Annotated in this window: 18 protein-coding genes; 10 read left to right on the top strand and 8 right to left on the bottom strand. The window is 73.5% G+C overall.

The genetic code is table 11. The annotated features are described in order from the left end of the window. Window positions 1–11: 11 nt before the first annotated feature. Window positions 12–1,697: a penicillin-binding transpeptidase domain-containing protein gene (locus tag IE182_RS09135; protein WP_190109194.1), complete on the bottom strand. Its 1,686-nt coding sequence runs from the start codon at window positions 1,695–1,697 to the stop codon at window positions 12–14. An 85-nt stretch (window positions 1,698–1,782) separates the two neighbouring features. Here IE182_RS09135 and IE182_RS09130 point away from each other — a divergent pair, with 85 nt between their 5' ends. Together IE182_RS09130 and IE182_RS09125 are read left to right on the top strand one after the other, a co-directional pair. Beyond that, window positions 1,783–2,739 (top strand): LysR family transcriptional regulator, encoded by a 957-nt coding sequence (locus tag IE182_RS09130; RefSeq protein ID WP_190109193.1) that lies wholly within the window; start codon window positions 1,783–1,785, stop codon window positions 2,737–2,739. Beyond that, window positions 2,736–3,626, top strand: coding sequence for a serine hydrolase (locus tag IE182_RS09125; RefSeq protein WP_190109192.1), 891 nt, complete (start codon window positions 2,736–2,738; stop codon window positions 3,624–3,626). The genes IE182_RS09130 and IE182_RS09125 overlap by 4 nt, the downstream gene beginning before the upstream one ends. A 49-nt stretch (window positions 3,627–3,675) precedes the next feature. Here the strand turns inward: IE182_RS09125 and IE182_RS09120 are convergent, their stop codons facing one another. After that, window positions 3,676–4,617 carry an NAD-dependent epimerase/dehydratase family protein gene (locus tag IE182_RS09120; protein ID WP_190109191.1) on the bottom strand — a complete coding sequence of 314 codons (942 nt, stop codon included), beginning with the start codon at window positions 4,615–4,617 and terminating at the stop codon, window positions 3,676–3,678. 160 nt (window positions 4,618–4,777) lie between these two features. Between IE182_RS09120 and IE182_RS09115 the strand changes: the two genes are divergently transcribed. Together IE182_RS09115 and IE182_RS09110 are read left to right on the top strand one after the other, a co-directional pair. After that, the gene (locus IE182_RS09115; protein ID WP_190109190.1) at window positions 4,778–5,008 is read left to right on the top strand and encodes a heavy-metal-associated domain-containing protein; all 231 of its coding nucleotides are present in this window, start codon (window positions 4,778–4,780) and stop codon (window positions 5,006–5,008) included. A 97-nt stretch (window positions 5,009–5,105) separates the two neighbouring features. Next, the gene (locus IE182_RS09110) at window positions 5,106–7,376 is read left to right on the top strand and encodes a heavy metal translocating P-type ATPase (protein ID WP_190109189.1); all 2,271 of its coding nucleotides are present in this window, start codon (window positions 5,106–5,108) and stop codon (window positions 7,374–7,376) included. A 72-nt stretch (window positions 7,377–7,448) separates the two neighbouring features. On the opposite strand, the gene IE182_RS09105 is transcribed toward IE182_RS09110, so the two are convergent. Next, the gene (locus IE182_RS09105; protein WP_190109188.1) at window positions 7,449–10,844 is read right to left on the bottom strand and encodes an ATP-binding protein; all 3,396 of its coding nucleotides are present in this window, start codon (window positions 10,842–10,844) and stop codon (window positions 7,449–7,451) included. 367 nt (window positions 10,845–11,211) lie between these two features. Between IE182_RS09105 and IE182_RS09100 the strand changes: the two genes are divergently transcribed. From IE182_RS09100 to IE182_RS09075, 6 genes are all read left to right on the top strand, one after another. Then, complete coding sequence (locus IE182_RS09100; RefSeq protein ID WP_190109187.1) at window positions 11,212–13,380, top strand: ATP-binding protein; 2,169 nt, start codon at window positions 11,212–11,214, stop codon at window positions 13,378–13,380. A gap of 140 nt (window positions 13,381–13,520) precedes the next feature. Next, entirely contained in the window at window positions 13,521–14,894 is a 1,374-nt protein-coding gene (locus IE182_RS09095) for an aminotransferase family protein (RefSeq protein WP_190109186.1), read from the top strand. An 8-nt stretch (window positions 14,895–14,902) separates the two neighbouring features. Further along, window positions 14,903–15,547, top strand: a complete 645-nt coding sequence (locus tag IE182_RS09090; RefSeq protein WP_190109185.1) for a nitroreductase family protein — start codon at window positions 14,903–14,905, stop codon at window positions 15,545–15,547. Window positions 15,548–15,598: 51 nt separating this feature from the next. Beyond that, window positions 15,599–16,603, top strand: coding sequence for an aldo/keto reductase (locus tag IE182_RS09085; RefSeq protein ID WP_190109184.1), 1,005 nt, complete (start codon window positions 15,599–15,601; stop codon window positions 16,601–16,603). A gap of 45 nt (window positions 16,604–16,648) precedes the next feature. Next, the gene (locus IE182_RS09080; RefSeq protein WP_190109183.1) at window positions 16,649–17,788 is read left to right on the top strand and encodes an acyl-CoA dehydrogenase family protein; all 1,140 of its coding nucleotides are present in this window, start codon (window positions 16,649–16,651) and stop codon (window positions 17,786–17,788) included. A 43-nt stretch (window positions 17,789–17,831) separates the two neighbouring features. Further along, window positions 17,832–18,794: a 3-oxoacyl-ACP synthase III family protein gene (locus IE182_RS09075; RefSeq protein WP_190109182.1), complete on the top strand. Its 963-nt coding sequence runs from the start codon at window positions 17,832–17,834 to the stop codon at window positions 18,792–18,794. 29 nt (window positions 18,795–18,823) lie between these two features. On the opposite strand, the gene argJ is transcribed toward IE182_RS09075, so the two are convergent. From argJ to IE182_RS09050, 5 genes are all read right to left on the bottom strand, one after another. Further along, window positions 18,824–20,005 carry a bifunctional glutamate N-acetyltransferase/amino-acid acetyltransferase ArgJ gene (gene argJ / locus IE182_RS09070; RefSeq protein WP_190109181.1) on the bottom strand — a complete coding sequence of 394 codons (1,182 nt, stop codon included), beginning with the start codon at window positions 20,003–20,005 and terminating at the stop codon, window positions 18,824–18,826. 107 nt (window positions 20,006–20,112) lie between these two features. Further along, window positions 20,113–21,087: a clavaminate synthase Cs1 gene (gene cs1 / locus IE182_RS09065; protein ID WP_190109180.1), complete on the bottom strand. Its 975-nt coding sequence runs from the start codon at window positions 21,085–21,087 to the stop codon at window positions 20,113–20,115. Beyond that, on the bottom strand, window positions 21,084–22,034 hold the full coding sequence (speB, locus tag IE182_RS09060) for an agmatinase (protein ID WP_190109179.1): 951 nt from the start codon (window positions 22,032–22,034) through the stop codon (window positions 21,084–21,086). Before speB ends, cs1 begins: the two co-directional genes overlap by 4 nt. Before the next feature lie 58 nt (window positions 22,035–22,092). Then, complete coding sequence (locus IE182_RS09055) at window positions 22,093–23,634, bottom strand: asparagine synthase-related protein (protein ID WP_373303535.1); 1,542 nt, start codon at window positions 23,632–23,634, stop codon at window positions 22,093–22,095. Further along, window positions 23,634–25,349, bottom strand: coding sequence for a thiamine pyrophosphate-binding protein (locus IE182_RS09050; protein WP_190109177.1), 1,716 nt, complete (start codon window positions 25,347–25,349; stop codon window positions 23,634–23,636). Before IE182_RS09050 ends, IE182_RS09055 begins: the two co-directional genes overlap by 1 nt. Window positions 25,350–25,496 lie beyond the last annotated feature (147 nt).

Raw genomic sequence — 25,496 nt, 5'->3', positions numbered from 1 at the left:
GCGGTGGCCGGTCAGGAACGGCCGGCCGGCACGGCGGCCAGCACGTCGTGGACGAGGGGTACGGCGGAGGCGCTGCCGCTGAGGCCGCCTTCCACGACGGCGGCGACGGCGACGCCGTCCCGGTGCGCGGCGACCCAGCCGTTGTTGGGGGCCTGCTCGGAGACCTCGGCGGTACCGGTCTTCGCACCGACGTCGCCGGGCAGGTCCGCCAGGCCCTTGGCGGTGCCGTCGGTGACCGTGGCGCGCATCAGTGTGCGGAGCCGGTCGACCACGTCCTTGGGGAGCGGCGTGGTGGTGGCGGTCGTGCCGCGGGTGCCGGGGAGGAGGGTGGGCCGGCGGAACGTGCCGGAGACCGCTGTCGCGGTGACGGACGCCATGGTCAGCGGGTTGCCCAGGACCTTGCCCTGCCCGATCATCGCCGCGGCCTTGTCGGTCTGGTCGCGCGGTGCGGGGGCCGCCCCGTCGAAGGAGGGGATGCCGATGTTCCAGTCGTGGCCCACGCCGAAGTACTTCTTGGCCACGTCGCCCAGTTCCCGGTCACCGAGCCTGTCGCGCAGGCTGATGAAGGCGGTGTTGCACGACTCGGTGAAGTCCTTGGCGAAGGTGGCGCCCCGGTGCTCGGCCAGCTCCATGTTGTGGAACTGCTTGCCGACCGTCAGGTACTTGGGGCAGTCGACGACGGTGCCCGGCGTGACGGCGTTCTTGAGCAGCAGTGCGCTGCTGGTGACGATCTTCCAGGTGGAGCCGGGCGCGTAGGTGCCGGAGACGGCACGGTTGAAGCCGGAGGACGGGGAGTTCGCCACGGCGAGGATCTCCCCGGTGCCGGCCCGCAGGGCGACGAGGGCGGCGTTCTTCCCCCGGCTCCTGGCGGCGAGGGCCTTCTCGGCGGCCGCCTGCCACGCCGGGTCGATGGTGGTGCGCACGGGCCCGTCGCCGGCCCGGGCGGGTGCGGTGCCGAAGGTGGCCTCCGTGCCCTTGCTCTCTCCCGAGACGCGGTCGACGAGCCGGATGGCTCCCCGGGGGCCGCCTCCGGCAGCCCTGCCGAGTTGGGCGACGACGGGTCCCAGGGAGGGGTACGTGCTGCCGGACAGGGGTGCGCCCCGGCGGTCGGTGGCCTCGACCGTGCCGGTGCTCCCGCGTTCCAGACGGAACTTGTCGGTGCTGTTGAGCTTCGGGTGGACGAGGGAGAGGGTCCAGTCCACCTTCCACGTCCCGTCCTGCCCTCTGCGCAGCGGGAGCTTCGAGGTGTAGGTCCAGGTTCCCAGGCCGGTGACGGGCATCTTCGCGGTGAAGGGCACGGTGACCGTGCCGGCCTGTGCGGTGGTGGCCGTCGCGGCCGTGAGGGCGGGTTCGCGGATCTCAAGGCCGGCGGTGAAGTTCCGCAGTGTGCTCTCGGCCTGCCGGGGGCTGGTGGTGCGGCTCCCGGCCTCCTTCATCCTGCCGGCCGCCCAGTCGGCCAGGAACGCCCGTGCCTGGGCCGTGGCCGCGGGATCGGAGGGCGTCGCCCCGGAGGCGAAGGGCCCCCACCCGGCGGCGTACGCCCCGCCGGTCGCCGCGGCGAGCGTGCCCGTGGCCGCGAGGGCCAGGCGGGCCGCACGGGGGCGCCGCCCGGGGCGTGCGGCGGTGTGCGAAGGACCGGAGACCGGGGGAACCGGGGCGCGGCGCCCGGAGCGCCGGTGAGAGGGAAGGAAAGGCATGCCCCGAGAAGAGCAGCACCCCGGCCCGCCCGTCCAAGATCGATATCGATATCCGATCGATCAACCTGCGATATAGTCCCTGCTCGTGGACCTGATACGCCACCTCCAGTGCTTCGTGGCTGTTGCAGAAGAGTCACATTTCGGCCGGGCCGCCCAGCGTCTGGGCATGGCCCAGCCGCCCTTGTCGCAGCGCATCCAGCGCCTGGAGCGCGAGCTGGGAGTGCGCCTGTTCGAGCGCACCAGCCGGCAGGTCACGATCACCAAAGGCGGCACCCTGCTCCTGGACGAGGCCCGCGAGATCCTGGCCCGCTCCGAGGCGCTGACGGCGACGGCCCGCCGCATCCGGGAGGGCCGCAGCGGGCTGCTGCGCGCCGCCCTGCCGCCCGACCTCGCCGGCGACACCATCGCCGCGATCCTGGCCGGCTTCCAGCGGCAGCACGGCGGGGTGGAACTGGAGCTGCACGAACTGCCCACGGCCGACCAGCTCGCCGGGCTCGCCTCGCACGACCTGGACGTGGGGCTCGTACGTCACCCCTGCGACGTCGCCGGGCTGGAGCTCGGCCCCGTCCTGCGCCACGAGCTGGGCGTGCTGCTGCCCCGGCACGCCCCGGCCGCCCGCGCCGGAACGGTTCCGCTGGCCGCCCTCACCGGATACGACCTGATCCTCTTCCCCCGCACCCAGGCCCCGGCCGTGCACGACGACCTGCTGACCACCTGCGCCCGGCACGGCTACACCCCCGCCGCGGTCCGCCACGGGCAGGGCCCCAGCTTCACCCGCGGCCTGATCCTCTCCTCCCGCGCCGTCGCCTTCGGCCCGCGGGACGCCGGCCCCACCCAGGACCCGGACATCACCTGGCGCCCGCTGACCGGCGCCCCGCTGGCCCTGCGGCACTCCGCCGCCTGGCCCAAGGGGCGCGGTGACGCCGCCGCCCTGGCCTTCGCCGACACCGTCACCGACGCCCTCGCCGTCACGGCCGCAGCCGACGGCGACCTGCCCCCCAGCCCCCTGCACCTGCGCCCGACGGCGGAGTACTGGATATGACCGAGACCAAGGCCCGTACCCGCAGCCGCGTCCGCGCCGCCTTCGCCGAGGCCGGTGTCACCGGCTGGCTGCACGCCGTCGACATCGACTCCGGAGCCCAGATCGACGCGGGCGCCGACCAGCCGGTCGTCACCGCCAGCGTGCACAAGCTCTGCCTGCTCGTGGCCCTTCACCAGCAGGCGGAGGCCGGCCTGCTGGACCTCTCCGAGCAGACCGTGTGCCCGCCGCACGGCCGCACACCCGGCCCCACCGGACTCGCCGCCATGCTGGACGAGACCCGCCTGTCCCTGCGCGACGCCGCCTACCTGATGATGGCCGTCAGCGACAACACGGCCGCCGACCTCCTCCTCGACCGCGTCGGCCTGGACGCCGTCAACCACACCACCCGGCGCCTGGGCCTCACCCGCACCCACGCGGTTCACACCTTCGGCGCATTCCTCGCCCTCCTCAAGGAAGACACCGGCCCCGGCGGCCCCCAGGCGCTGGCCGACCCCCGCGTCGTCGCCGGGCTGCGCGTGCTCGACCCCGCCGCCACGAACCGCAGCACCCCACGCGACATGACCCGCCTGCTCGGCGCGATCTGGCGGGACGAGGCGTGTGCCCCCGAACACGCCGCCGCGATGCGCCGGCTGATGGGGCTGCAGGTCTGGCCCCACCGCCTGGCCTCCGGTTTCCCCTTCGACGACGTCCACGTCGCCGGCAAGACCGGCAGCCTGCCCACCGTCCGCAACGAAGTCGGGGTCGTCGAGTACCCGGACGGCGGGCGTTACGCCGTGGCGGTGTTCACCCGAGCCGCCAGCCCCGCCGCCGTCCTTCCGCCGGCCGACGCCGTCATCGGCACCGCCGCCCGCATCGCCGTCGACGCACTCCGCGCCCGCCTCGACTGACGCGGCCGCGCTCGCCGTCGGTCAGCCCCCGTCCCGCCGGCGCCGAGTGTCAGCCGGTGGTGGCCGCTCGCGCACGCCACCACTCCACCGTTGCCCCGACCTGCTCGTCGACGGGCGTGGCCCGTACGGCGAACGCGGCTTCGTAGGCGCTCGAATCGACGACGAACGGCCGGTCGAACTGGTAGCGGATCTCCTTCAGTTCGCGGATCAGCGGGGAGAACACCGACGCGACGCCCAGCACGGCCGGCGACAGCCGGCGCACCGCGACGGGCCCCGTTCCCGACCGGGCCGCAAGGCGGTCGACCATCTGCCGGGTGGACAGCGCGGGCTCCGTCGGAACGTGCCAGGGGCGCCCCCAGGCCCGTTCCTCGCCCGCGACCTCGACCAGAGCCCTGGCCACATCGGGCAGATAGGTCCAGCTGTGCGGCGCGTCCGGATCCCCGAGCACGGAGACCGGCTTGCCGCGCAGCAGCCGGGGCACGGCCCGTGCGGCGAGGTGCCCGCCGTCGGTCACGCCGGGCCCGAAGAAGTCCGAGGCCCGCACCTCGACCGCCCTGATGCGGCCCTGCTCGTGCAGCTTCCGCGCCTGCTCCCACGCGGCGGCGCGCACCCGCCCCTTGCGGCCGGTCGCCGCGAGCGGCAGCTCCTCGGTCAGGGGGCCGTCCACCGGACCGTAGCCGTAGAGGTTGCCCAGCATCACCAGGACGGCCCCGGTCGCCTCGGCCGCCGCGCAGACCGACGAGGCCAGTGGCTGCCATGCGTTCGCCCAGCGGTGGTAGGGCGGCGCGGCGCAGTGGTGGATCGCGGTCGCGCCCCGCACGGCCGCGGTCAGCCGCTCGCTGTCCGACGCGTCGCACGCGACGTGCTCGATGCCGGGTTCCGGGCTGCGGCCCGACGTGGTGACGACCCGTACGGAATGGCCCGCTCCGGCAAGCAGCCGGGCGGTGGCCGCTCCGGCGGGCCCGAATCCTATGACGACATGAAGGTTCACGCGTCGCAACGATACGGCCCCGCGACCGGCCCGGCCCCGGCCGTGCGCCCCGCCTTCCGGAATACCCCTGGGGGGTATATGGTTCTTCACGTCAGGAGACGCCGGGAGCCACCCCGGACCCCCTGTGCAAGCCACCGCATACGTCCTGAAGGAAGCAACCATGACCTCCCCGACGAACGGCATCACCACCGTCTACAAGGTGACCGGCATGACCTGCAGCCACTGCGAGGGCTCGGTCGCTCAGGAGCTCTCCGTGATCGCCGGAGTGACGTCCGTCCAGGCCGTGGCCGCCACCGGCCTGGTCACCGTGGCCTCCGCCGGCCCGCTGGACGACGAGGCCGTGCGCGCCGCCGTGGACGAGGCGGGCTACGAGCTCGCCGGCCGCGCCTGAGACCCGACCCATACCCCCTCCCGGTATTCCGCGCCGGCCGTGCCGCTCCCCTGATAGGGACGCCGCACGGCCCGGCCCTCCCCCCTGGAGCCACCCCATGACCAGCATCGCCCCCGAGCAGGCCGCGGTCCCCGCCGCGCCCGCCTCCGAAGTCGAGCTCTCCATAGGCGGCATGACCTGCGCCTCGTGCGCCGCCCGCATCGAGAAGAAGCTCAACCGCATGGACGGCGTCACGGCGACGGTCAACTTCGCCACCGAGAAGGCGAAGGTCGCCTACGGGCCGGGCACCGAGGTCGCCGACCTCGTCGCCACCGTCGAAAAGACCGGCTACACGGCACAGGAGCCGGCCCGGCCGGCCGCCCGGGACGAGACGACCGCCCCGGGTGACGGCCCGGAGGACGACGAGGCCGGGGCGCTCCGGCAGCGACTGCTGGTGTCGCTGCTCCTCTCCCTGCCGGTGGTGCTCATGGCGATGGTGCCGCCGCTGCAGTTCGACAACTGGCAGTGGCTGTCCCTGACGCTGGCCGCCCCGGTCGTGGTGTGGGGCGCCCTGCCCTTCCACCGGGCGGCGTGGACCAACGCCCGGCACGGTGCCGCGACCATGGACACGCTGGTGTCCATCGGCACGCTCGCCGCACTCGGCTGGTCGCTGTGGGCCCTCTTCTTCGGCCACGCGGGCATGCCGGGCATGCGCCACGGCTTCGACTTCGCGATCTCCCGGGCGGACGGCTCCTCCTCCATCTACCTGGAGGCCGCCGCCGGCGTGACCACGTTCATCCTCGCCGGCCGCTACCTGGAGGCGAAGTCCAAGCGCAAGGCCGGCGCCGCCCTGCGCGCCCTGTTCGAACTGGGCGCCAAGGACGTGACCGTGCTGCGCGGCGGACGCGAAGTGCGCATCCCCGTGGGGGAGCTGGCGGTCGGCGACCGCTTCGTCGTACGGCCCGGCGAGAAGATCGCCACCGACGGCACCGTCGTCGAGGGCAGCTCAGCCGTCGACGCCTCCATGCTCACCGGCGAGTCCGTGCCCGTGGACGTCACCCGCGGCGACGCGGTCACCGGCGCGACCGTCAACACCTCCGGCCGCCTGGTCGTACAGGTCACCCGCGTCGGCGCCGACACCCAGCTCGCCCGCATGGCCCGGCTCGTGGAGGACGCCCAGAACGGCAAGGCCGCCGTGCAGCGCCTGGCCGACCGCATCTCCGGCGTGTTCGTCCCCGTCGTCCTGCTCATCGCCCTCGGCACGCTGCTCACGTGGCTGTTCGTGACCGGCGACGCCACCGCCGCGTTCACCGCCGCCGTGGCCGTCCTCATCATCGCCTGCCCCTGTGCCCTGGGCCTGGCCACGCCCACCGCCCTCATGGTCGGCACCGGCCGCGGCGCCCAGCTGGGCATCCTCATCAAGGGCCCCGAGGTGCTGGAGTCCACGCGCCGCGTCGACACTGTCGTCCTGGACAAGACCGGCACCGTCACCACCGGCAAGATGGCCCTCCACGAGGTCGTCACCGCCCCCGGCGTCACCGAGCAGGAGCTGCTGCGGCTGGCCGGCGCGCTGGAGCACGCCTCCGAGCACCCCGTCGCCCGCGCCGTCGCCGACGGCGCCGCCGCCCGCACCGGCGCCCTGCCCACCCCCGAGACCTTCGAGAACGTCGCCGGCCTGGGCGTACAGGGCGTCGTCGAAGGACACGCGGTCATCGTCGGCCGGGAGAAGCTCCTGGCGGAGTGGTTCATCGAGCTGCCCGCCCCCCTCGCGGCCGCCAAGGCCGCCGCCGAGGACCAGGGGCGCACCGCCGTGGCCGTCGCCTGGGACGGAGAGGCCCGCGGCGTCCTCACCGTCGCCGACGCCGTCAAGGACACCAGCGCCCGCGCCGTCGCCGAGCTGCGCCGCCTGGGCCTGACGCCCGTCCTGCTGACCGGTGACAACAAGGCCGTCGCCGAGGCCGTCGCCCGCGAGGTGGGCATCGACGAGGTCATCGCCGAGGTCCTTCCGCAGGACAAGGTCGACGTCGTCACCCGCCTGCAGGCCGAGGGCCGTACGGTCGCCATGGTCGGCGACGGCGTCAACGACGCCGCCGCCCTGGCCACCGCCGACCTCGGCCTGGCGATGGGCACCGGCACCGACGCCGCCATCGAGGCCGGCGACCTCACCCTCGTCCGCGGCGACCTCCTCGTGGCCGCCGACGCCATCCGCCTCTCCCGCCGCACCCTGGGCACCATCAAGGGCAACCTCTTCTGGGCCTTCGGCTACAACATCGCCGCCCTTCCCCTCGCGGCGGCCGGCATGCTCAACCCGATGATCGCCGGTGCGGCGATGGCCTTCTCCTCCGTCTTCGTCGTCACCAACAGCCTGCGGCTCCGGCGCTTCACCTAGGCCGGCGCCCCGTTACGCCCACTGAGGGGGCCCCGGCCGGAGCCGGGGCCCCTCCGGGCGTGCCGCCCACGCTCACCCGGCCCTCACGGCCTCCACCGCGCTGCTTCCCAGAAGGTCGTGGAGAAGCGGAGCGGTGGGCAGGGCCTCGTGCAGGTAGACCCGTTCCCGGCGCTGCTCCACGGCGGCGAGCAGGGTGCGGAAGGTCGCCCTCGCGTCCTCCACCCGGCCGGCGTGGTGCTGGGCCTGGCCGAGCAGGCCCAGGTGCAGCGGGTGGCGCAGGTACGTTTTGCAGTCGCCCAGTTCGCCCAGCGACGCCTGCATCAGGGACAGGCCGTCGTCCTCGCGACCCGAGAAGGCCAGGCCCCACCCTTCGAGCAGGCCGAGCATGGCCTTCCAGTAGCGCAGACCGTGTTCGCCCGCCAGGCGGGCGCCCTCGGCGCCGGCGGCCCGCGCCGTGGCCGCGTCACCCTCCCACGCGGCCAGAACGGCGTCCACGTACAGGGCGAAGGACCGGTCGGAGGGCCTGCTCTCGAACGCGGTCAGGTGCAACAGCTCCTGCCGGCGCTTCCCCGCGGTCTGCTGGTCGCCCAGGAGCCAGTGGGTGAAGGCGTCGTAGGAACGGCACGAGACGCGCGGGTCGTGCTGGAAGGTGCGCGCCAGCGAATGGCCCTCACCGGCGAAGCGGTCCGCCATCGCGACACCGTGCTCCAGCTGGGCGAGCGCCTGGGGCAGGCGGCCGCGGACGTGCAGGACGATCCCCTCACCGTAGGCCGCCCCCAGCACCGCCACGGGATCGCCCGTCCGGTGCGCGATCTCCCACAACAGGCCGGAGAACGTGCGGGAGGCGTCGTAGCGGCCGGTGACCAGGAACGCCGCGCACAGGGCCCACAGCACGGACGGGTCCTCGGGGGCACGCGTGGCCGCGCTGAGGTTCCGGCCGCGGGCGAGGTGGGACTCGGCCTCGGGGTGGCCGTAGCCGCGGGTGGTGGCCAGCACCTGGCCGAGCTGGATGTGCAGCCGCTGTTCCAGGCGCACGGTCGACGGATCGTCGCAGGGCAGGAGGGCGACCCGGTGCAGGGCCCGGCGCAGCCACGTCTCGACCCGCTCGTACGCCCAGTGCTGCTCGGCGTGTTCGGCCGCGCGCAGCAGCCGGGGGAGTGCCTGCCGGGAGGGAACCGCACCCATGGCGTGCCAGGTGTGGTGGGCGACCCGCTCGGTCTCCTCGTCCCCGGCACCCGCGTGACCGCGGGCGTCGCACAGCGCCGCGGCGACCGTGGCGTGCAGGCGTTGCCGCTCCTCGCGCGCGAGGCCGTCGGTGAGCGTCTCCTGGACCAGGGCGTGGGTGAAGTGGAGCCTGCCGGGGCGCTGCGGGTCCTCGCCGAGCAGCCCGGCGGCGATCGCCGTCTCCACCGCGGTGGCCACGCCCTCGCCTGCGGCCGCGGTGCTGTGCAGCAGGTCGGTGTCGATCTCCGTGCCGATGACGGCGCACCGCTGCAGCACGCGGAGCACGGACTCGGGCAGCGTGGCGAACCGCTGGTGCAGCGTCTCGCGCACGCCCGTCGGCACCCGGGTCAGGAGGACCTCCACCGCGTCGGGGCGGTGCAGGCCGCGGGCGTCGCCGAAGAGGGAGAGCAGCTGCATGACGAAGTACGGGTTGCCCTGGCTGCGTCGGTGCAGCACGTCGATCACCTCGGGGTGCGCACCGGGCCCGGTCTGGGCCTCGACCAGGGCGGCGACGGCCTGCCGGGACAGCCCGCCCAGCCGCAGGGTCTCGCTGCCGGGGCCGCGGAGGATCTCGGAGAGCGTCCGGCGCAGCGCGGGGTCGGCGTCGACCTCGAAGTCGCGGGCGGTCAGCACGATCCCCAGCGGGTGGCTCTGGCGGCGGACGCTCAGGAGCCGGAGCAGTTCCAGCGAGTCGGCGTCGGCCCAGTGCAGGTCCTCCAGGAGCAGCAGGAGGGGATGCCGCCCGGCCAGGGCGAGCAGGACTTCGCAGACCGCGTCGTGGCGGAGGAACCGGGCCCGGCCCCAGTCGGTCTCGGGGACCGCTCCGGCGCCGGGTACGGCCGAGCGCTCGGGCAGCAGGGGGGCGAGCAGGGCGCCGAACGGCTCCGCCGCGCGGCGGAAGTCGTCCGGGCGGGTGGTGGAGAGCCGTCGCAGGACCTGGGTCCACAGCCAGTAGGGCGGGACGCTCTCCCCGGGGAAGGAGTGGCCCCAGACCATCTCCAGGGAGGTGCTGTCCGGGCCCGCAGCGGTGTCTTCCAGCCGTGCGGCGAGTTCCAGGAGCAGCCGGGTCTTGCCGACGCCGGCCGGGCCCAGGATGCCGGCCACGTGCCCGTGACCGGCGAGCGCGCACGCCGCCGTGGTCGTCAGGCCGTGCAGTTCCCGGCTGCGCCCGGTGAACGGCGAGCTCACGGCCGGCCGCGCGGCCGGGCCGGACGTCGCGGTGACGTCGTCCTCGGCGGCCTGCTCCGCCCCGGCGCACTCCCGGCTGCGGCCGCTGCGTCCCGGCCGCAGCCCGGCCTCGCCCGCGCCACCGGACGCACCGGCCGCGCCCGCGCGCCGCGCCGCGTCGTCGTCCGTCCCGGTGGTCACGGCCGGCCCGGCGGGCTGCCGGTGTCCGGGGTGCGGTGCCGCGGTGGGGCCGCCCGCCTCCGGCTCCTGGCGCAGGATGGCGGTCCTGATCCGGCGGAGCTCGGCGGTGGTGTCCACGCCGAACTTCTCGGACAGGTGGCCGCGGGTCCGTTCGTAGACCTCCAGGGCTTCGGCCTGCCGCCCCAGCCGCGACAGCGCGGTCATCAGATGACCGACGAGGCGTTCGCGCGCGGGATGCCGGCGGACCTCCGCGTCCAGGTCCGCAGCCACCTCCGCCGCCCCTCCGAGGGCCAGCCCGGCCTCCGCCCGCGATTCCAGTGCGGTGAGCCGGACCTGTTCCAGCCGCGTGCTTTCGTCGTACAGCGTCGGATGGTTGTCGAACTCCGCGTACGGCGTGCCCTGCCACAGGGCCAGTGCCGAGGCGAGCCGGTCCAGCGCGGCGGCGGGGTCGCCGCGTTCCTGAAGCCGCCGGCCGTCGGTCACCAGGCGTTCGAAGCGGCAGACGTCGACGTGTTCGGGGTCGAGCTCCAGGACGTAGCCGTGCGCGCGGTGGCGCAGGACCGGGGAGCGGCCCGGCCCGGCCAGCGGATCCAGGACGCGCCGCAGACGGGAAAGGTGGCTCTGGAGACCGGCGACGGCCTGCCGTGGCGGGTTCTCGCCCCAGAGCTCCTCGACGAGCAGCTCCGTCGGCACGACGCGACCCAGACGTATCAGCAGCAGGGCGAGCAAGGCCCGTTGGCGTTGCGGACCGAGCGGGAGGGTGCTTCCGCCGTGACGCACCGACATGGGGCCCAGGACGCTCAGCAGCGGCTCGGCGGGGCCGGTGGCCTGCGGCGCAGCCGTGGGCGGCGGGGCTGGGGCCGGGGGTGTGGGCATGTGGTCCCCTACCGGTCTGGGGCGCGTGGCGAGGTGTGCCGGGCGGCCGGCGCCGCGCGGTCGGCCCGCCCAAGTCGGGATCTTGACATGCGGATTGGCGTGATCAAAGCGTTTCTTCAGCCACCTGCAAGCGGATGGCAAGCATTCCGCAAGGATTTTTCGGCAACGGCGGCGGGAAACCGCCTTTCCGCCGCCGGAAGGGAAGGGCCCGCCGTGTTCCGGCCAGGCTCCCGCAAGGGGCACGGCACAAGATGTCCGGTACAGGAGGCCGCCACTGAACGGGGGGACACGTGTGCCCGTACCCGGAAGTGAGCCAGGACCCGGCCCGCCGTCGTGGAGGCGGGCCGAGGGAGGGGGAGGGGGACACATGAGAGGGACCACTCTGTCCGGCCGGCCGGCCGGCGACGCTCCGCACCGCATCCGCACGTCGGCCGCCGGCGCCGTGCCCGCTGCGATCACCGCGTTCGGCACCATGACCGTACGGTTGCCGGGAGGGCCGTTACGGCTCGGGCCGCCACGCCGGCGCGCCGTGCTCGCGCTGTTGCTCATCAACGCCGGCAAGACCGTGCCGGTTCCGTCGATGATCCGGAGCATCTGGGAATCCGGACCACCGGACCACGCGGTCGCCACCCTGAGGTCGTACGTGTCCCGGTTGCGCGGGTCGGTCGCCACCCGGCCGCTGCACGGCGGGGCGGTGTTCCGGCTGGAGTACTGCTCGCCGGGATACGTGCTGCACGCGGCCCCGGACCACGTCGACGTCATGAGGTTCGAGCGGACGGTCGAACAGGGGCTGCTCGCCCAGCGGCACGGCGAGCCGCCCGAGACGTTCGCCCTGTTGTCCGAGGCGCTGCGCCTGTGGACCGCGCCGCCCTTCGAAGACCTCGTGGGCTACGAATTCGCCGCCCAGGAGGCGGCGCGACTGGACAACCTCCGGCTGGCCGCGGTGGAGGCGCGGGCCGAGGCGGCCTTCGCCCTGGGGCGCAGCGAGGAAGTCCTGGGCGAACTGGAGACCGAAGCCGCGCGCCATCCCCTGCGCGAACGGCTCGTGTGCCAGCTGATGCGCGCCCAGTACCGCAACGGCAGGCAGGCCGACGCGCTGCGCCAGTTCGAGCACACACGGCAGTACCTCGCGGACGAACTCGGCGCGGACGCCAGCCCGGAGCTGCGGCGGGTCCACGAGGAGATCCTCCGCCACGATCCGTCGCTCACCGGCCCCGTGTCCTCCTGGCGCGCGCCCGGCCGGCCGCCGGCGACCGCCCGGTCCGCCGAGCGGCCCGCACCCCCCGGTGAGCCGGTCCCCGCGGCCGGGCCGTGCGGCCCTTGGGGCGAGCCCGCCGGCGGTGACCCCGCTCCGCTCGCCGGGCGCCGGAACGAACTGCGGCGCCTGCTGGCGGCAGTGGAGGCCGGCCACCGCGGCGACGGACGCACCGTGCTCGTCGTGGGGGAGGCCGGCGTGGGCAAGACCAGGCTCGTCCGGGAATTCGGACGCCGGTGCAGGGAAGCCGGTACCGACGTGATCACCGTGCACTGTCCGCGGCGCGAGGACACTCCCCCCTACTGGCCCTGGATCCAGGCGCTGCGCCAGGCCGCGGCCCGCCGACCGGACGCCATGGCAGCCCTGCCGGACGACACCCGGCGGCTGCTCGCGTCCCTGGCGCCCGAGCCGGCCCCGGAACGGGCCGCGGGCGCGGCGCCGCAGCCGGCCGGGCCGGGCCGGTTCGAGGTCCACGACGCCGTGAGCCAGGCGCTGCTGGAACTGGCCCGCCGTCCCCTGGCGCTGGTGCTGGAGGACGTCCAGTGGGCCGACGCCGCCTCGCTCTCCCTGCTGCCCTTCCTCACCGGCCAGTCGGCCCAGTCGCGGCTCCTGCTCGTCGTCACCTCCCGGGCCTTCGGCCTCGCCGACGACCCCGCCCTCCGGACGACACGGGCGGTGGTGCTCCAGCTGCACAACGCCGAGGAGATACGGCTGGGGGTACTCGCCCCGCCGGACACCCAACGCATCGTCACGGCAGCCCGCGGTGAAGACGTCAGCCCCGACCTGTGCGCCGCACTCCACGAACGCTCCGGAGGCAACCCCTACTTCCTGCGGGGCCTGCTGGAAGCGCTCCCGGACACAGCGACGGCCGACGACGTGCACGCACTGGTGCCCGCGATGGTGCGGGAAGTGATCATCGAGCGGCTGTCCGGGCTTCCGGCGGACGTGCTCGCGGAGCTCGACGCATGCGCCGGCCGCGGCCCGGACGGCCCCCACGACCCGGCGGAGGACCGGCAGCTGCGCGGCTGGGTGCCGACCGAGGCCACCCGCAGGGCCGTACGCGGCGGCCTGCTGGCGGTGGAGGGAACGCCTCCGGGACGCGTCGCCTTCGTGCACCCGCTCGTCCGGGACGTCGTGCGCCAGGAACTGCTCCCCACCGGGCCCGGCCACCGCGGCGCCTGCTCGTCGGCCGCCACCGGCACCGACTGCTGCGCAACCGGCGACCTGACGCACGGCCGGGCGCGCCGCGCCGCCCTGCAGGCGGTGCCGCCGCTCCCGTGATCGCACACCCGGCCTTGCGGGCCGCTTGACGTTCCGCTCGTGCTCCGCGTCACCGGAGCACAACGCCCGGCTGCCAGACTGCCTGCGATCCGGCAGCCGTACGCCTCATCGTGTGCCACTCCGCCGAAGGAGTCCTCCCCATGCCCCTCTCCCCGAAGGTACCGACGCCCGGTCCGGACAGGACGGCCCAGTGGGTCCTGACCGACCGCGACCGACTGCTGCACCCCAACCTGCCGGGCACCCGCACGGACCGCACCGTCATGGTCGCGGGCCGCGGGTGCTACGTCCGCGACAGCGAGGGAAGGGAGTACCTGGACGCCGCAGCGGTGCTCGGCGTGGTGCAGGTGGGTCACGCCCGGACCGAGATCGTGGAGGCCGCCGCCGCCCAGATGGCCACGCTGGAGTACTTCCACCTCTGGGAGTCCATGAGCAACGACAAGGCGATCGAGCTGTCCGCACGGCTCGCCGCTCTCGCACCGCCCGGTCTGGAACGCGTGTTCTTCACCAGCGGCGGAGCGGAGGGCAACGAGATCGCCCTGCGCATGGCCCGGTTCTTCCACCACCGCAAGGGGCAGTCCGACCGGACCTGGATCCTGGCGCGGAAGACCGCCTACCACGGCATCGCCTACGGCGCCGGCAGCGTCTCGGGGCTGCCGGTGTACCACGAGGGCTTCGGCCCCACCCTGCCGCACGTGCACCACCTGACGGCCCCGGACCCGTACCAGGCCGCCGCGCACGGCGGCGAGGACGTCACCGAACACTGCCTGCGAGAACTGCGGGAGACCATCGAACGGATCGGGCCCGACCGGATCGCGGCGATGATCGGCGAACCCGTCATGGCCGTCGGCGGAGCCGTCATACCGCCGCCGGACTACTGGCCGCGCGTCGCGGAAATGCTGCGGTCCCACGGCATCCTGCTGATCCTCGACGAAGTCGTGACGGCCTACGGCCGGACCGGGCACTGGTTCGCCGCCGAACACTTCGGCGTCACGCCGGACATCCTGGTGACCGCCAAGGGACTCACGTCCGGCTACATCCCCCACGGCGCCGTGCTCGTCACCGAGGAGGTGGCGGACACGGTGAGCGCTTCCACCGGCTTCCCCATCGGCTTCACGTACACCGGGCACCCCACCGCCTGCGCGGTCGCGCTCGCCAACCTGGACATCATCGAACGGGAGAAGCTGCTGGACAACGCCACGACGATCGGTGGACACCTCGCCGACAGGCTGGCACCGCTGAAGGACCTGCCCGTCGTGGGCGACGTCCGCCAGACCGGCCTGATGCTCGGCATCGAGCTCGTCGCGGACAAGACGGACCGGACCCCGCTGCCCGCCGGCACGGCCGCGGTGGCACAGGCCCTCAAGGAGGACGAGGGCATCATCCTGCGCGGCAACCCGCGCTCCCTCCTGATCAATCCACCCCTGGTGATGGACCGCGGGACCGCGGACCGGCTGGCCGACGGGCTGCACGCGGTCCTCGAACGCGTCGGCCCCGACGGCCGCATCCGGCGTTAGGACTTCGCATGTCACTCCTGGACCTCACCCCGGACGAACTGCTGACGACCACCCGGTCCGTGCGCAAGCGGCTGGACCTGACCCGCCCCGTACCACTGGAACTCGTCAAGGAATGCCTCCGCATCGCCCTGCAGGCCCCGTCCGGAAGCAACCGGCAGACCTGGCACTGGATCGTCGTGACCGACGCGGCACAGCGAGCCGCGATCGGCCGGTACTACCGGCAGGCCGTGCACACGTACCAGCAGTCCGAGGGCGCCTGCGGCTCCCTGTTCCCCGAGGACCCCCAACGCCACGCCGTCCAGAGGCGCGTGGGCAGCAGCGTCGCCCACCTGGGCGAGCACCTGGGCGAGGTGCCCGTCCACGTGATCCCCTGCCTGGATGCGAGCCGGGCACCGGAGTACAACGAGGCGGGCAGATGGGGGTCGGTCATCCAGGCCGCGTGGAGCTACATGCTCGCCGCCCGCGCACGCAGCCTGGGGACCGCCTGGACCACCCTGCACCTGATGTACGAGAAGGAGATCGCCGCACTGCTCGGCATCCCCGAGGGCGTGATGCAGGTGGCGCTGATCCCGACGGCGTACTCCCTCGGCACGGATTTCAGGCCCGCGCCCCGACAGCCGCTCGACGAAGTGCTGCACGTCGACACGTGGTGAGGCCCCGGCGCTTCCGCCCCGGCCGGTCACCCGCATGAGGAGCAGAGACCGATGAACACCGACCACGTGCCCCTGCCGACCCGCCGGCTCGGCGCCCTGGAGGTTCCCGCCCAGGGCCTGGGCTGCCTGAGCATGACCTCCTTCTACGGGCGGGCGGACCCCGCCGAGGCGGTCGCCACCGTCCACCGCGCCCTCGACCAGGGGATCACGCTCCTGGACACGGCGGACGTCCAGGGCCTCGGCGAGGGCGAGCGACTGCTCGGGAAGGCCGTCGCCGGCCGGCGGGACCAGGTGCTGATCTCCACCAAGGTCGGTCTGGAACGCGACCGCAACGGGGAGTTCCTGGGAGTCCGCGGCGACCGGGCCTACATCCGGGACCGCTGCCACGGCTCGCTGCGCCGCCTCGGCGTCGGCCACCTCGACTTCTACGTCAAGCACTGGGCGGCCCCCGGGGAACGCATCGAGGAGGCGGTCGGCGCCCTGGCGGAGCTCGTCGCCGAGGGGAAGGTGCGCCACCTGTGCCTGTCCGAGGTCTCCGCCGGCACCATCCGCCGTGCCCACGCCGTGCACCCGATCACCGCCGTGCAGAGCGAGTGGTCGCTGTGGAGCCGGGGCATCGAAGGCGAGGTGCTGACGGCCTGCCGGGAACTGGGCATCGGCATCATCGCCTCCTGCCCCCTCGGCCGGGGCTTCCTGACCGGCCGGATCACCTCGACCGCCGACCTCGGTCCCCCCGCGGACTTCCGGCACGGCCTGCCGCGGTTCGCCGGACCCCACCTCGCGCGCAACCTCGCGGCCGTGGAGGCGCTGCGGCCGCTGGCCGCGCGGCGCGGCCTCACCGTCGCCCAGCTCGCTCTGGCCTGGCTGCACCACCAGGGCGACGACGTCGTGCCCATACCGGGCACCGGCCGCCGCGACCACCTGGACGAGAACCTCGCCGCCGCGCGCGTCGAACTGTCCGCCGGGGAACGCGCGGCCGTGGAGGCCGCGGTGCCGGCGACGGCCGTCCACGGCGAGCGGTACCCGCCCTTCCTGATGCAACTCGTCGACAACTGACGTCCCCGAAGCCGCCCCCGGCACTCCTGGAGAGCGTGAACGCGCATGAGATTCCTGCAACGTGACCTCGAAGCCTGCGAAGAGCTCCTGCCGGGCCTGGCCGGCCGCCTCGCCGAGGTGCCCTTCGACCGGCTGGAGTCCCCCCGAAGCCCCGCCATTCCGCTGTTCAAGGAGTACGGCGGCACCAATCTCCTGGTGCCCCGCGCCTACGGCGGGACCGGCGCCTCCGCCCTCGAAGCCGTCAGGGTCATCCGCGCGCTGGCATCGCTCGCACCGTCCCTGGCCGTGGCGACCGCGATGCACCACTTCTCCGTCGGCATGCTCTTCGCCGTCGGCCCCCTCTACGAGAGCACCACCAGCCTCCACACGTCCGTCCTCGACGTGGTCGCGAAGAACCGCTCCCTGATCGCCTCGGGCTATGCGGAGGGCCGCTCCGGCCGCGGCATCCTCAGCCCCACCGTCGAGGCCAGGAAGACGCCGGGCGGCTACCTCGTCACCGGCTCGAAGAAGCCCTGCAGCCTCTCACGGTCCATGGACCTCCTGACGGCCAGCGTCGCACTGCGCGGGGACGACGGGAGCACCGAGATGGGGCTGCTGGTGCTCCCCGCCGACCGGCCGGGCATCTCCGTCCACGAGTTCTGGTCGACGTTCCCGCTGGTCGCCGCCGAGAGCGACGAGGTCCGCCTCACCGACGTGTTCGTCGAGGAGGACCACATCCTCCGGACGCCACCGAACGCCGCACAGAAGCTCGACGAGCTCAACGAAGCAGGCGTGATCTGGTTCCAGATGATCGTCGCCGCCTCGTACACCGGCGTCGCCAGCGCACTCGTCGACCTGGTCCTGCGCGAACAGCGGGGCTCGGCGGCAGAACGGGCCCAGCTGTGCCTCCTCGTCGAGAGCGCGGCGTACCTGGTGGAAGGGGTCGCCCGCCGGATCATGGACGACGACCTGGGCAACGACTGCGCCGCGGCCTCCCTCTTCACCCGGTTCTCCGTGCAGGACCTGATCACCAGGGCCGTCGCCCAGGCGGTGGAGATGCTGGGCGGCATGGCCTACATCTCCTCCCCGAAGATCGCCTACCTGGCGTCCGCCGCACAGGCCGTCGTCTTCCACCCCCCGTCGCGGATCAGCATGAGCGAGGCGGTCGTCGACTACTACACGGGCAAGCCCCTGTTCTTCTCCTGACACGACGTTCTTCTCCTGACACGACAAGGAAGTGGTGCGATCCATGGCGGGAATCGTCGATTTCGAGATCTCGTTGCCGTCGTCACGGGTCACCGTCCAGCAGATGGCCGCGAAGTCCGGCCTGCCGGAAGAGGAGGTGCGCGCAGTCACCACGTGCGACAGCATCCCGGTGCTCGGAGCCGGCGAGCGGGAATGGGAACTCGCCCTGCGGGCCGCCCGGACGGTGCTGGACCGCACCCGGGTCCCGCCGTCCGCCGTCCGGACCGTGATCTACGCCGGTTCCGGCGAATGGGACGTCCCCTTCTGGACGCCGGCGGCCAAGGTCGCCCACGAGCTCGGGATCGAGCGGGCGTACTGCTTCGAGCTGGCCAACTACTGCAACGCCGTGACGGCCGCGGTGCAGATCGCCTGCGACCGGCTCGACCGGCGGCCCGACGAGTACGCGCTCGTGCTCATCGGCGACCGGGTGAGCACGATGCTGGACTACGGCGCCCCCGAGGCCAAGGAGCTCTTCAACAACGGGGACGCAGGAGGGGCCCTCCTGCTGTCGGCCTCCGGCCGGACGGCCGGGGTCCTCGGGTCGGCGATGTGCACCGACCCGAGCTGGTCCGACTACTACACCGGCGTCCGCGAGGGCGAGAAGGTGGTCATCCGGCGCAACGGGCACCGGGACGGCCTGGGCGACGCCTACATCGAGACCTTCACCGCGCTCACCGAGGACGTCCTCGCCTCGGTCGGCCGGGACATCACCGACGTCGCCTACCTGCTCGTCACCCACGGCGACCGGCGGATCCACGAACGCCTGCTGCGGGAACTGGGGCTGCCCGAGACCAAGAGCGTGTTCAACTACCACCGGCTGGGGCACATGGGCAACGCGGACACCCTGATCGCCATGCAGGACCTGATCGCCACGAACCGCCTCGCACGCGGTGACCTGGTCCTGCACGCCACCAGCGCCCTGGGCTTCAGCTGGGGGGTCATGGCCATGGAGTACGCCGGCCCCTGACGCACCGGGTCACGGGACGACGGACGGGGTCACGTCGAATAGTCGGCGTTGAGCCGGACGTACCCCTCCGTCAGGTCGCAGCCGTACACGGTGAAGACGCCGTCCGCGACGCCCAGATCGACGCCGATGACGACGTCGCCGCCCCGCATCTGCTCGGCGACGGCGGCCCGGACGTCGTCCTCGTCCCGTGCGCCGTGCCGGCCGGGCGGGTACACGGCCACGTCGCCGAAGCGGATGACGACCCGGTCCTGGTCGATGTCGGTGTCGTCGGAGCACTTGCCGACCGCCATGGCCACACGGCCCCAGTTGGGGTCGCAGCCGTGCACCGCGGTCTTCACCAGGGGCGAGTTGACGACGGCCTTGCCGACGCGCTTGGCCTGGGCGGCGTCACGCGCCCCGGTCACGCGCACCTCGATGAGCTTGCCCGCGCCCTCGCCGTCGCGGGCGATGTCCTTGACGAGCTGCAGCGCGACCTCGTGGAGGGCCTCCTCGAACTCCGCGGGGTCCACCGGGCCGGCGAGCCCGTTGGCGAACAGCGCCGCCGTGTCGCTGGTGGAGGTGTCGGTGTCGATGCTGACCGCGTTGAAGGTCCGGTCCATGACCCGGCGGAAGACACGGTCCTGTTCGCCGGGGTCCAGCCGGGCGTCCGTGGCGAAGAAGGTCAGCAAGGTGGCCATGTCGGGCTCGATCATGCCGACCCCCTTGGCGATGCCGGTGATCGTGGCCCGGCCGACCCGCGCGGTGGCCGTCTTGGGCCGGGTGTCCGTGGTCATGATGGCCCGCGCCGCCCGGTCCAAACCCCCCTCGGGAAACGGCGGGGACAGCGTCTTGAGGTGGTCCCGGATGCCCGCCATCGGGTACTGCCGGCCGATCACCCCCGTGGAGGCGATGAGCAGTTCGTCCTCGGCCAGGCCCAGCGCCTGCGCCACGGTGGCGCGCACCTCACGCGCGTTGCGCTCGCCCTCGGCGCCGGTGGCGACGTTGGCATTGCGGGCCAGCACCACGACCCCCCGGGCCGCGCGGCCGGCGGCCGCCGTGCGGCTCAGCGTCACGCTGGGGCCGGCGAAGCGGGAGCGGGTGAACACCGCGCTCGCCACGGCCGGCACGGTGGAGACCAGGACGGTGAAGTCGTCCCGTCCGTCGTCCGCCAGTCCCACCGGTGCGGTGTGCACCGCGAACCCCCGCGGTTCACGAGCTGCGCCATCTGTCATGACTATTCGCCTCTCCGCATAAAGATACCGGCTTCCAGCTTGGCAGACCGCCTGCCGGGTACGCCAGTGGGCCGCCTCCCGGCGGCCCGGCGAAGCCCCCTTGTGGCTCAGTGGCGCGGCACGAAGTCGACGACGTCCCCGGCCCGTTCCCCTCCGGACAGCTGCCCGTTCCGGTCGGTGCGGATGTAGACCCGGTGCAGCCACCGGTCCTTGCCGTCCCAGCGCGGGGTGAACGGAGTACGGGCGTGGGTGGTGCGGAAGTTGTCCACGATCAGCACGTCGCCGGGGACCAGGCGCACCGACTCGCGCACCTCGTCGAGCGCCTTCGACAGCACGGCGACGGCTTCGACGTCGGCCGGGTCCCGCGGGGCGAGCAGCTCGCGGTCGTAGCCGAGGAACGGGTCCTGCGGATCGCCGTAGAGCGGCTTGACGTCGGCGATGGCCCCGGGGTCCTCGACGCCGCCGCGGAAGGCGACGTCCACGCAGCAGGGCAGGGGCCGGTCGAAGAGGTGCGCGCGCACGTCGTCGGGCACGAGGGGGAGCGCCTTGCGGATCGAGCCCACGAGGGTGGCCGCCTTGCGCTCGTGGTCGGCCCGGGAGCAGGCGAGCATCACGTAGTTCGGCTGGCGCACGTGGTACGCCATCTCCGTGTGGAACTCCAGCAGGGTCTCCGAGGTCTCGGAGGAGAGGTGGTGGGCCCCGGGCGAGGGGTAGACGTCGTGGTACACGGAGGCGGAGCGCAGCTCCCGGTAGCCGGTGTGCAGGCCCAGGCGGCGGCCGACGACCGCCAGCATGGCCTCCATGGTGAGCAGCGGCCGGTCCGCCGGCGCGGGCGTGCTGTCGGGGGTGGCCGGCAGGGCGTCGTCGTCCTCCACCGGCAGTCCGCGCAGCAGCAGGTAGCCGGCCTGGTTGCCGTCGGCGTTGAAGGCGTCCAGCGCCTGCCCCAGGGGCTCGGGCAGCGCGGCCGCGGCGGTGTGCGCGGCGTCCAGGAAGCCGTGCAGGTCCCTCCGGGGGATCCGGGGCAGCTCCGCGGCCAGCGCGAGCAGTTCCGTGGAGTGGGGCGAGCAGTGCAACACGGTCACGAGGACTTCCTTTCTCGGGTGTGTGCGCGGGCGTACTGGTACAGGAGCTCGGCGCCGATCTCGGTGGCGAGGATGGAGGTGATGCCGCCGTGGTCGTAGAGCGGTGAGACCTCCATGACGTCGAAGCCCACCGGGTTCAGGTCACCGATCGTGCGCAGCAGGGCGAGCACTTCGCGTGAGGTGGGTCCGCCCGGGGCGGGGGTGCCGGTGCCGGGGGCGAACGCCGGGTCGACGACGTCGATGTCCACCGACACGTAGACCGGTGCGTCGCCGACGCGGTCCCGCACCAGTTCTGCGGTGGCCGCGGGGCCGAGTGCGCAGAACGCGTCGGCGGTGACGATCCGCACCCCGTGCCCGCGGGCGTAGTCCAGCGAGTCGGGCCGGGGGTTGTGGCCCCTGATCCCGATCTGCAGCATGCGCTGCGGATCGACGAGCTTCTCCTCGATGGCGTGCCGGAAGGGGGTGCCGTGGTGGTACTCGCCGCCGTAGAAGGCCGGGTTGGTGTCGGAGTGCGCGTCCAGGTGCAGGACGGCGACCGGCCCGTGCTTCGCGGCGACGGCACGCAGGGCGGCGAGGGTCAGCGAGTGGTCGCCGCCGATCATCAGGAAGGCGTCGTTGTCGGACAGCAGTGCGCCGAGCCGCTCCTGGGCGGTGTCCATCGCGATGTGCATGTTGAACGGGGTGAGGTCGATGTCCCCGGCGTCGACGCAGTCGATCAGGTCGAAGGTGCCGGGCCCGCGGTCGATGCCCACGCCGTGGATGAGCCCGGACTCGTTGCGTACGGCGCGCGGGCCGAAGCGGGCGCCCGGCCGGTAGCTGGTGCCGCCGTCGTAGGGGGCGCCGACGACCACGACGTCCTTGCCCCGTGGCGACGGGTCGTGGGGAAGGCGCATGAACGTGGGGATCTGCGCGTAGCGGGGTGAGACGGTGGTGTCGATGCGTTCCACGGTGTGGTCCTCCGTGTGGTGCGGACCGGCGGCCCGGCCGCGGGACGGTCCATGGCGGTCACGTGCGGCGTTCGTCGAGGACCGGACGGGGGAGGGACGCCAGCCGGCCGGCGACCAGCTCCACCACCGCGTCGGTCGCCACGTCGTCCGGGTGCCGGCCGTCGACGACGACCTGGTCGAACAGTTCCCGGACGACGAGGTGCTTGGCACGGTGCACGCGGTCCGGCGGGACACCGGCGTCCGTCAGCAGCCGGGTGAACGACGAGGTGGTGCCCGATCCCTCGTGCACGCCGAGCTTGGGGCGGACGACGACCTCGTGGGGCAGGACGTCGCCCATGGCGGCGCGCAGGACCCATTTGTCCTGCCCGTACCGGCGCTTCAGGCCGGCCTCCAGCGACACCAGGACGTCGAGGACGTCGCGGTCCCAGTAGGGGTGGGTGGACCAGTGGCCGCCGACGCCCGAGAGGACCGGCGTCATCTCGTTGAGCCCGTCGAACGTGTCCATGTCGTGGCAGACGGCCGTGTCCAGGGCCGGCAGCCGGTCCTCACGGTGCATGCCGCCCAGGGGGATGTCGGCCCCGTAGCCGGTGAGGATGCGCCGGCCCGTGCCGCCCACGCGCAAGTACAGCGCGGTCAGCGGCAGCAGGTACTCGACGACGTCGGGATCGAGGCATTCGGCCGCCCAGACCGTGTGCGGCAGCCGGCGCAGCAGCTCGGCCGTCGGGATGGTGATCTCCCGGTGCGCGGAGCCGATGTGCCGGGCGACGACGCGGGCCTGAGGGAACTCGTCGGCCTCGTCCGTGCCCATCGAGACGGTGTCGACCGGCGCGGCCGACCGGCGGGCGGCCAGCGCGGCGACGGAGGAGGAGTCGATGCCGCCGGAGAGCACCACCAGGGGGGTGTCCCGGCCCGTGCGGACCCGTACCGCGTCCGCCAGGGCCCGGCGCACGGCCTCGACCGCCTCCTCCTCCCGCATGATCCGGCGGGCCTGCGGCGGCGCCCAGGTGCGGTGGGTGACGCAGTGCCCGGTGGCCACCTCGACGTCCAGCACCGTGCCGGCCGGGACCTGGTGGGTGCCGGGCAGCCGGCGGACCGGCCGGCCGGCGAGGGACCGCCCCGCGGGGGCGGTCCGCAGCGCCTTGGCCTCCGTCGCCGCCAGCACACGGCCGGGGGCGGCGGAAGCGTAGAGGGGCAGCGAGCCCGCGTGATCGGTGGCCAGGACGGCCCGCCCCGGGGCGGCGAGCAGCGCGGCGAACCGCCCGTTGAGCAGCCGGAACGCATGCACGTCGTAGACGTCGAAGAGGGCGAGGACGAGAGCCGCGTCGCTGCCCGGCACGGTGCTGCCGGGCAGCAGCCCGAGCAGTTCCTCCTGGTTGTACAGCTCCCCGGCGAGCACCAGGGTCCGGCCCTGGGCGTGGGCGTGGGCACCGTCCGGCGCCCCGGAGTGCAGGAGGACGGTGCACAGGCTCTGGTCGGCCGTGCGCTCCTTCAGCGTGGCCCGGGAGGCCAGGGACGCGAAGACCGGCTCCAGCGGCCGGCCACCGTCCTGATGGATCTCGGCGAGGAAGCCGACGGCGGCGGGAAGGGTCTGCACCATGATCAGATGCTCAGGGCGCCGAAACCGCCGGTCTGGAAGTCGTAGTTCACCGGCACCTCGATCAGGAACGGCCGCCCGAGCCCCGCGCCCTTGCGCAGGGCCGCCACCAGCTCCTCCCGGCTCGCGGCCCGGGCGGCCTCGACGCCGTTGGCACGGGCGAGCGCGGTGAAGTCGACACCGGTGAACTTCACCGCCGGGTCGTGCGAACGGTGATGACCCATGTTCTGGTACAGCTCGATCAGACCGTTGGCGTCGTTGTTGACGACGACGGTGACGATGGGCAGGTTGAGCCGGGCGATGGTCTCCAGGTCGGCGCTGTTGGAGTGGAAGCCCCCGTCGCCCGCGATGAGGAACGTCGGCTGGCCGGGCCGGGCGAGCTGGGCGCCCATTGCGGCCGGGATGCCGTAGCCGAAGCTGGAGCAGCCGGCGGACGTGAGGAAGCCGAACGGCTGGTCGGCCCGCGCGAAGAGCACTCCGTAGTGCCGGAAGAAGCCGATGTCGGAGACGATGGTGCCCTCGCCCTCCGCGGCGGTCTCCGCCATGACGGTGTTCATGGCGTCGATCACCTGATGGACCCGCAGACCGTCGTCGTAGTGGCGGGGGTCGGCCAGGAATTCGGCGATCCGCTCCCGCAGCGGGGTGATGTCGTGCGGGGTCTTCGCGGCGAGGCCGGCCGTCTGCCCGTCGAGGTGCTCGACGAAGGCCAGGACGTCGGTGACCACGTCGACGTCCGGGCGGTAGACCCGCGGAATCGGGTTGGCCGTGGGCGAGACGCGGACCGTCGTCTTCTCCCCGCCGTGCCGCCACATCGACGGCCGCAGGTCCTCCGCGTAGTCGTAGCCGAGCGTGAGGATGAGGTCCGCCGGGCCGAACAGGGTCTCCAGGGCGGGGAAGGACAGGATGCCGTCCATGTAGCCGGTGACGGCGCCGTAGTTCAGCTCGTGGCCGTGGGGCAGCACGCCCTTGGCGATGTACGTGGTGATGACGGGCAGCCTCAGCCGCTCGGCCAGCGCGCGGATCGCGGGCACGGCCCCGGAACGGATCGCGGCGGCGCCCACCACCAGGACGGGGTGCTGCGCCGCCTTGAGCAGCTCCGCGGCCTTCCCCGCGGCCTCCTGCCAGCCGTCCTCGACCACGCCCAGCGGCTTGGCCGGGGTCCTGGCCCCGGGGTGCGGCAGGGAGGTGTCGATCTCACTGCCGAGCAGGTCGACGGGCAGGGAGATGAAGCTGGGCCCGACCGGCTCGGTCATCGCCGCGGCCACCGCCGAGTCCACCAGGTCGGTCACCTCGTCGGGGCGCTGGAGCTCGACCGCGTACTTGGTCATCGGCCGCATGATCGACACCGAGTCCAGGCACTGGTGGGTGTCGTTGGGGAAGATGTCGTGCGACTCGGACTGCGCCGCCAGCGCGATGACCGGTGACCGGTCGAGAACGGAGGTGGCGACACCCGTGGACAGGTTCGTCATTCCGGGGCCCAGCGTGGCCCAGCACGCCTGGGGACGGCCGCTGATGCGGGCCAGCACGTCCGCCGCGACGCCGGCGGTGAACTCGTGGCGGGTCAGCACGAAGTCGATGCCCTCCGCCTCGTCGAAGAGGATCGACGCGGCCTCGCGGCCGACCACCCCGAACACGGTGCGCACCCCGTGGTCGTGGAGGCGGCGCAACAGGGCGTGGGCGGTCGTCGGGTTGGTGCTCGGGCCGGTGGAGACGCGGGACATGGCAGCTCCTCTGCACAGGAACGGTGCGCGATCGCGCCGGGCGCCCACGGGACGCGCGGGCGGCGCAGGCCGAAGGACTGTTCGGCCGGTGCCGCCCACTGTGCCGGAGGTGCCTTGCAGGGGAGTGGACGGATTCCTTGTGCGCGT

The organism is Streptomyces cinnamoneus, assembly GCF_014650495.1.
Classification (GTDB): domain Bacteria; phylum Actinomycetota; class Actinomycetes; order Streptomycetales; family Streptomycetaceae; genus Streptomyces; species Streptomyces cinnamoneus.
This window is presented reverse-complemented; position numbering and strand designations above follow the sequence as displayed.